This is a genomic window from Uniformispora flossi (genome assembly GCF_049534875.1).
GTDB lineage: Bacteria > Actinomycetota > Actinomycetes > Streptomycetales > Streptomycetaceae > Yinghuangia > Yinghuangia aomiensis.
In genome coordinates, this window is record NZ_JBMULZ010000023.1 from 117,610 (window position 1) to 124,288 (window position 6,679).

Consider the following 6,679-nt stretch of genomic DNA (forward strand, 5'->3'; position numbering starts at 1 on the left):
CCAGGCGCGCCGGGGTCACCGCCCGGTCGCCTGCCAGACCGTGAGGCACATGCTGCTCACGGCCGTGAGCGCGGCGAGCGACGGCACCGGCCAGCGCGCGCGTTCCAGGACGTGGATGCGCTCGTCGTGTTCGGCGAGGACCTTGTCGGTCTGGTCGGCGCGCTGCAGCAGCAGTGCCAAGTCGCCGCGGGTGGTGGCGAATCCGACGTCGACGCTGCGTCTCAGTTCGGCGAGTTCCAGCGCTATCGCGGCCGGGTCGGGTGCGGTTTCCGTGGTCTTGCCGATCATGAGCCGACCTCCTCGGGGCTCGCGGACAAAGCAAAACGGCGAAGCCGATGCCCCCTCGGTGGGCACAGCTTCGCCGCTGCCTCCAGTGTGATCGAGATCGCCGGTATTCGCAAGTGTGTTCGAATCACGTGAGGTGTGGTGCGGCGGTGCGGTCAGCCGGGCGCCGGCCGCCGACGGGCGCGGCGTTCCGCCCGGAACACGTCCTCCAGGCGGAACAGGTTCTCCCGCCCCCGCTTCCCCGCGGGGGCGAGATGCCCGAGCTGGACCCACTTGCGGATCGTCGCCGGGCCGACGGCGACCTCGGGGGCCGCCTCGCCGGCCGTCACCAGCGCCGGAGCCGCCGCCCCGGACGGGGCGCGGGTCACGCCGCCGCCTCGGCGAGTTCCTCCACCGCACAGCCCACCAGCAGGGCGAGTTCGGCCCACTCGCCGCGTTCCCAGCGGTGCCGCGCGCCGGGTGCGACGTGGCAGGCGCATGTTTCGTCGTCGCACCGGCAGCCCGGGTTCACGCACAGCACGATGTGCCGGGCCGCGAAGGCCCGCAATGACACCGAATCGCACAGCGGGCAGCGCGGCCGGATCCGCCGGATCGGCTCGGTGTCGCCGAGGGCGCGGGCGCAGCGCCGGGCCATGCGGCGGAGTTCGGACTGCACGTGCTCGGCCAGGTCGGCATCGCGTTCGACCACGTCGAGCAGGCGCAGGATGCGGATCAGCCGCGTCGTCACGTCGCCGGCGGGCGGCGCCGGATAGCCGAGCCGGTCGTGGACGGCCTCCTCCAGTTCGGCGATGCTCGCGGTGATGTCGATGTCGGCGTCCAAAGCCGCGAGGTTCAGCGGCGCCGCGTGGCCGCCGGACGGCGTGCGGTCGTGCTGGGCGTTCCACAGCGCCGCGGCGCGGTCCTCGGCGGCTTCCGCGGCCCGGCGGGCCAGGGCGTCCGCGGACGGGTCCGGCGCGGCGGGCGGTTGTCGACGCGGACCGGCGGCCAACTCCTCGTGCAGCTCCGGGAATTGCCGCAGCAGCGAGTCGATGGCGCGGCGGGCGCGCCCGGTGAAGCCGTCTCTCCGCGGGGTGCGGCGGCGCGGTCGGGCGGTACGGGTCACGGGGTCCTCCTGGCGCGAGTGCGGTCGGGGGAGGGGCGGGTGGCGGGTGGTCGGTGTCGTGGTCGTGAGGTGGCGGTCGTCGAGGTGCCGGTCGTCGAGGTGCCGGTCGATGCGTCGCGGAGGGGTCCGAGCCGCGGCGGCTCAGTTCGCTGCCGTGTCGCGCAGGCGGGTCCACGCGGCGGTGGCGACGACGAGGGTCGTCGTGCCGTCCGGGTGCGCGGTGGCCGTGCGCACCGCGTCCAGGACGGCGCGCACGGCGCCGCGTATCTCGGCATCGGCGTGCGCGGCGCGGGCGAGGCGGAGCAGTTCGGCGTCCAGCGCACGGAGGGCGTCCAGCGCGCGATGGCGCGGCGCGCCCGGTCCGGGGGACGTTCCGGCGGCTCCGGCGGGGCCGCGCTCGGGGGCGGCCCGGTGGTCCGGTCCGGACTCGGGGTCTTCCGCGGGCTCCTCGGCGGGTTCGGCCGCCGCGGGGGCGGGCGACTGCCGCGGGATGCCCGGCGCGCCTGGCTTGCTCATGTCGGACACACTCTTCGATCTCGCGCCTTTATCGAACTGAAGTTCGATCGGACGTCCACGTTAGCGGTCTGCGTACCTGCTGTCCACGCAATGCGTACCGATCGGAGGCGCGTGGCGGACCGGCCGGGTACGCTGCGTGTCGACAGGTGTGCGGCCATGCGCCGGGGTGTGCGCGGGCGTCGGGGAACGGGAGCGATGAACCGTCTGAAGCGGCTCGTGGAGGGCTGGATCGACGCGGAGCCCGGGCGCAACGCCCGCAAACTCGCCGACGCCGCGGGAGTCAGCCGCACCACGGTCTATTCGCTGCTCGCCCGCACCGGCCAGTCCCGCCGGATGGTCGAACGCGCCACCCTCGAAGCCCTCGCGGCCGGCATGGGCGTCCACCCCAACCTCCTCATCGAGGCGGCCCGCGACGACGCCGGCTACTGGACGGACGAGACCGGCCCGGCCGCCAACCCCCGCATCCGCGCGTTGCAGACCGCCCTCGACGACCTCACCGACGCCGAGGCGGAGGAAGTCGCCGAAGTCGCCGAGGTCGTGCTCCGGCGGGTCCTGGCGCGGCGGGCCGCCGCGGGGCAACTCCCGCTCGGCGGAGTCCCGGAGCAACGCCACCGGAACACCGCCCGTCCGGCCGGAGAACCCGCGGCGGGCTGACGCCCCCGTCCCGCACTCCCCGTCGGCCTCGGGCGATTCCCGGCCACTCCGCCCGCGTCCCGCACCGGCTCGGCATCGCCCCTGCCCTGCCCCTGCCCGGCCCTACGACACCTCGGCCCCGGGGCGTGTGCTTCCGCGAGCCTGCCCTATAGATTTGCCGCCCATGGACGATGGCACGGCACAGCGCACCAGACGCGTGGGCGTCATGGGCGGCACGTTCGACCCGATCCACCATGGCCACCTGGTGGCGGCGAGCGAGGTCGCGGGGCTCTTCGGACTCGACGAGGTCGTCTTCGTGCCGACCGGCGAGCCGTGGCAGAAAACCCACCGCGAGGTGTCGCCGGCCGAAGACCGCTACCTCATGACGGTCATCGCCACCGCGTCCAACCCCCGGTTCTCGGTCAGCCGGGTCGACATCGACCGGCCGGGCCAGACCTACACCGTCGATACACTCAAGGACCTCAGCCGGGCCGCCGGCGAGGGGACCGAACTGTTCTTCATCACCGGCGCGGACGCGCTGGCCCAGATCATCTCCTCCTGGCGCAACGCCGAAGAACTGTTCGGGCTCGCGCACTTCGTGGGCTGTACCCGCCCGGGGCACACGCTGTCCGACCCGGGCTTCCCGGACGGCGGGGTCAGCCTCGTGGAGGTGCCCGCACTGGCGATCTCCTCCACGGACATCCGCCGGCGCCAGAGCGACGGCGAGCCGATCTGGTACCTGGTGCCGGACGGCGTCGTGCAATACATCAGCAAACGAGGGCTGTACCGAGGGGCGACATGACCGGACCGGGCGAACGGCGAGGCGGGCCCTACGGCGAAGAGCCGTACCGCGACGGCACCACCGGCCCCGAGGGCTACGACCCCGCGGCCACCTACGGCACCTACCAGCAAGGCCAAGGCGACGGCTACGGCCAGGGCTACCCGCCGAACCCCGGATACGGCACCCCCGTACCCGGCCAGGACCAGGGCCAGTACGGCTACGACACCCCGGCTTACGAGAACTCCGCCTACGAGTCCCCGGCTTACGGCACCCCTTACGGGCAACAGCAGTACGACCCGCAGCAATACGCCCAGGCCCCCGGCCGGCCGGCGGCCCAACCCCAGGCCCCGGGCTACGGCTACGAAACCGGCTACGACTCCGGTGCCTACGCCGCCCCGCAACCGGCCCAGCCCGGCTATGCCCCGCCGTCGGACTACGATTCCGGCGCCTACGCCCCCTACGACGGCCAGACCTACCCGGCGTCCGGCGTCCGCCCCGACGCGGCCCCGCAGGCGCCCGGCCAGGTGCCCGGGCAGCCCGCCTACGGCCGCGCGCAGGCCGCCGCCGCGCCCGCCGAGCCGCAGGTCCGCCGCCCCGGGTCGACCGACCCGGCGGAGTCGTCGAGCACGACCGGCTCCTACCGCGTCCAGGTCGGCGGCACCGGCACCGCCGCGCGCCCGTCCACGCCGGCCGCGCCCGCCGCGCCGCCCCCGGCCGCTCCTGCCGCCCCGCCCATTCCGGGCCAGCCGCGTCCCGCGCCGCGCAAGGGTGCCGCGGGGCGTCCCGGCCGGGCGAACAGCGAACGGGTCGGCTACGACGACGACGAGTTCGCGTTCGTCGACGACGAGGCCGAAGAGTCCGAAGACGTCATCGACTGGCTGAAGTTCGCCGAGACGCGCTCCGAACGCCGGGACGAACGCCGCAAGCAACTCCGCGGCCGCGCCATAGCGTTGCTCCTCGCGCTGGTTCTGGCCGGCGTGGGCGTCGGCGGCTACTTCGCCTACACGACCTGGTTCAAGGGCGACGGCAAAGCCGCCCAACAGGCGAGCGGTGGCGCGGTGCTGATCCAACTGCGCGGCAAGGACGGCCAGGCGCTCGCGAGCGCGGTGCTGGCGAACGACCCGACGCGCGGCACCGCCTCGATGATGACCGTGCCGTCGGTGACCATCGTCAACACCCCCTCGGCGGGTCCGGTCCCGCTCGGCAGCCTGATGGCGAGCGACGGCGCCGGTGCGTCCCGGGAAGCGCTCGCGCAGCTGATCGGCATCAAGATGGACGGCTCGTGGGTCGTCAGCGAGCCCGTGCTGCAAGGCCTCGTCGACATGGTCGGCGGTATCGAGCTCGACGCCGACGTGGAGGTCAAGGGCCCGGACGGGCAAGTTCTGGTGCCGCGCGGCAAGTCGAACGTGCGCGGTGCCGCGGCCCGCGCCTACGCCGCCTACCGGGTCCCTGGGGAGGCCCCCGGCCTCGGCTCCGACCGGTTCGGCCGGGTCGTCAACGGCGTGCTGCGCGGCCTCCCGCAGAAGCCCGACCTGGTCGCGAGCCTGCTGCGGAACCTCGCCAACGTGTCCGACCCGTCGCTGCCCGACGCCCGCCTGGCCGACCTCCTCACCGAGATGGCCAAGGGCGTGCAGACCCAGAAGTTCACCTCGGCGGGCCTGCCCGTGCAGCCGGACGGCATGCTCGACACCGCCGCGGCCGGAACCGTGGTCAAGAACATCCTCGGCGGCACCGTCACCGTGCCCCGCGCCGAAGGCCCCGCCCGGGTCATGGTCGGGGACGCCAGCGGCAAGAACAACGCCGCCGAGTCGGTGCGCGTCAAGATGGTCAACGCCGGCTACACCTTCGTGCCCGGCGGCCCGGTCGACGCGAAGGCGAAGCCGACGACGATCATCCAGTACAGCGACGACGCCCGGCTGGAGACCGCCAAGCAGATCGCCCTCACCCTGAACCTGCCCGAGACGGCGGTCACCAAGGCCCAGGGGCAGATGCTGGCGGACATCGTGATCACGCTCGGCCAGGACTACAAGCCGTAACGGGGCCGTGGGCGGGGCCGGGATCCGGGGAACCGGGCGCCGGCCCCGCCCGCGCCCGGCCTTGCCCGGCCTTACTCGGCGGCGGTGACCCCGCGCAGTGTGAGAACCTGGAAGGCATCCTTCGTCGCCTCAGGAAAAGTTGATCGTGACCGCCACTCCCCACGCCATCGAGCTTGTCATCGCCGCCGCCGAGGCGTGTGCCGAGAAGCAAGCCACCCAGACCGTCGCCTACGACGTGAGCGAGATCGTCGGCATCACCGACGCCTACGTGCTCGCCTCGGCGCCCAACGACCGCCAGGTCAAGGCCATCGTCGACGAGGTCGAGGAGCGGCTGCGCGAACTGGGCGCGAAGCCGGTCCGCCGCGAGGGCGACCGCGAGGCCCGCTGGGTGCTCCTCGACTACATCGACATCGTCGTGCACGTCCAGCACGCCGAGGAACGCGCCTACTACCGGCTCGAGGGCCTGTGGAAGGACTGCCCGCAGATCGAGCTGCCCGAGTCGGTGCAGCGGGTCAACCGCGACCGCGCCGCGTCCCCCGCAGAGGACGCGAGCTGAGCGCGCGCGACGCCCGCCGCATCCTGCTCTGGCGGCACGGGCAGACCACCTGGAACGTGGAGCGCCGGTTCCAAGGCCAGACGGACATCCCGCTGACCGACACCGGCGTCGCCCAGGCCCGCCGGGCCGCCCGGCTGCTCGCCGCGCTGCGGCCCGACGCGATCCTCGCATCGGACCTGACGCGCGCCGTCGACACGGCCAACGAACTCGTGGCGCTCACCGGTCTCCAACTGGCCACCGACAAGGGCCTGCGGGAGACCTACGCGGGCCAGTGGCAGGGCCTCACCAACGCCGAGATCGAGGCGCGCTTCCCGGTGCAGTTCGCGGCCTGGCGGCGCGGCGAGCCGGTGCGGCGCGGCGACGGCGAACTGGAGACCGAGGTCGCGGACCGCGCGGTCGCGGCCGTGACGCAGGCCGTCGAAGCGCTGCCGGACGCCGGGACGCTGGTCGTCGTCTCGCACGGCGGCGCGATCCGCTGCCTCATCGGCCGCATGATCGGCCTGCCGGAAGACAACTGGGGTTCGCTCGGCGCGCTGTCGAACTGCTGCTGGTCCGTCCTCGGCCCGGGCGCGCGCGGATGGCGCCTGCTCGAGCACAACGCGGGGACGCTGCCCGAGCCGGTGCTCGGCGACGAGGTCTGAGCGGCGGGTCCGAGTTACTTCGAGATGTGCGGCGGGGCGCGGCCCTTATCCCCGCGCCCAAGAGGTTTTGAGGCGGCCGACGACTGCGGCCGTGTGGGGCGCCGGGGGCGCGGGGGGCAGCACCAGCGC

General features: G+C 73.8%; 9 protein-coding genes. 5 read left to right on the plus strand and 4 right to left on the minus strand.

Going from position 1 to position 6,679, the window contains the following annotated elements; all coding sequences use genetic code 11:
* Positions 1-15 precede the first annotated feature (15 nt).
* The 4 genes from ACPA54_RS34270 to ACPA54_RS34285 form a co-directional block, all read right to left on the minus strand.
* Entirely contained in the window at positions 16-288 is a 273-nt protein-coding gene (locus ACPA54_RS34270; RefSeq protein ID WP_423535717.1) for a hypothetical protein, read from the minus strand.
* Positions 289-440: 152 nt separating this feature from the next.
* On the minus strand, positions 441-653 hold the full coding sequence (locus ACPA54_RS34275; RefSeq protein WP_345678428.1) for a hypothetical protein: 213 nt from the start codon (positions 651-653) through the stop codon (positions 441-443).
* Positions 650-1,387 carry a hypothetical protein gene (locus tag ACPA54_RS34280; RefSeq protein WP_423535719.1) on the minus strand — a complete coding sequence of 246 codons (738 nt, stop codon included), beginning with the start codon at positions 1,385-1,387 and terminating at the stop codon, positions 650-652. The genes ACPA54_RS34275 and ACPA54_RS34280 overlap by 4 nt, the downstream gene beginning before the upstream one ends.
* A 141-nt stretch (positions 1,388-1,528) precedes the next feature.
* Positions 1,529-1,903, minus strand: coding sequence for a hypothetical protein (locus ACPA54_RS34285; RefSeq protein ID WP_423535721.1), 375 nt, complete (start codon positions 1,901-1,903; stop codon positions 1,529-1,531).
* Positions 1,904-2,098: 195 nt separating this feature from the next.
* Here ACPA54_RS34285 and ACPA54_RS34290 point away from each other — a divergent pair, with 195 nt between their 5' ends.
* From ACPA54_RS34290 to ACPA54_RS34310, 5 genes are all read left to right on the plus strand, one after another.
* Entirely contained in the window at positions 2,099-2,557 is a 459-nt protein-coding gene (locus tag ACPA54_RS34290) for a helix-turn-helix domain-containing protein (protein WP_423535722.1), read from the plus strand.
* A gap of 163 nt (positions 2,558-2,720) precedes the next feature.
* The gene (gene nadD / locus ACPA54_RS34295; protein ID WP_423535723.1) at positions 2,721-3,338 is read left to right on the plus strand and encodes a nicotinate-nucleotide adenylyltransferase; all 618 of its coding nucleotides are present in this window, start codon (positions 2,721-2,723) and stop codon (positions 3,336-3,338) included.
* A complete protein-coding gene (locus ACPA54_RS34300; protein WP_423535724.1) occupies positions 3,335-5,353 on the plus strand; it encodes an LCP family protein in 2,019 nt (672 codons plus the stop codon). The genes nadD and ACPA54_RS34300 overlap by 4 nt, the downstream gene beginning before the upstream one ends.
* 145 nt (positions 5,354-5,498) lie before the next feature.
* Positions 5,499-5,909: a ribosome silencing factor gene (gene rsfS, locus ACPA54_RS34305; RefSeq protein ID WP_423535726.1), complete on the plus strand. Its 411-nt coding sequence runs from the start codon at positions 5,499-5,501 to the stop codon at positions 5,907-5,909.
* Complete coding sequence (locus tag ACPA54_RS34310; protein ID WP_423535735.1) at positions 5,906-6,550, plus strand: histidine phosphatase family protein; 645 nt, start codon at positions 5,906-5,908, stop codon at positions 6,548-6,550. The genes rsfS and ACPA54_RS34310 overlap by 4 nt, the downstream gene beginning before the upstream one ends.
* Positions 6,551-6,679: the final 129 nt, after the last annotated feature.

What these genes read in the sequence shown, in the direction of transcription:
- ACPA54_RS34300 (WP_423535724.1), top strand. Translation starts at nt 3,335, where the DNA reads ATGACCGGACCGGGCGAACGGCGAGGCGGGCCCTACGGCGAAGAGCCG.
- ACPA54_RS34270 (WP_423535717.1), bottom strand. Translation starts at nt 288, where the DNA reads ATGATCGGCAAGACCACGGAAACCGCACCCGACCCGGCCGCGATAGCG.
- nadD (WP_423535723.1), top strand. Translation starts at nt 2,721, where the DNA reads ATGGACGATGGCACGGCACAGCGCACCAGACGCGTGGGCGTCATGGGC.
- ACPA54_RS34290 (WP_423535722.1), top strand. Translation starts at nt 2,099, where the DNA reads ATGAACCGTCTGAAGCGGCTCGTGGAGGGCTGGATCGACGCGGAGCCC.
- ACPA54_RS34285 (WP_423535721.1), bottom strand. Translation starts at nt 1,903, where the DNA reads ATGAGCAAGCCAGGCGCGCCGGGCATCCCGCGGCAGTCGCCCGCCCCC.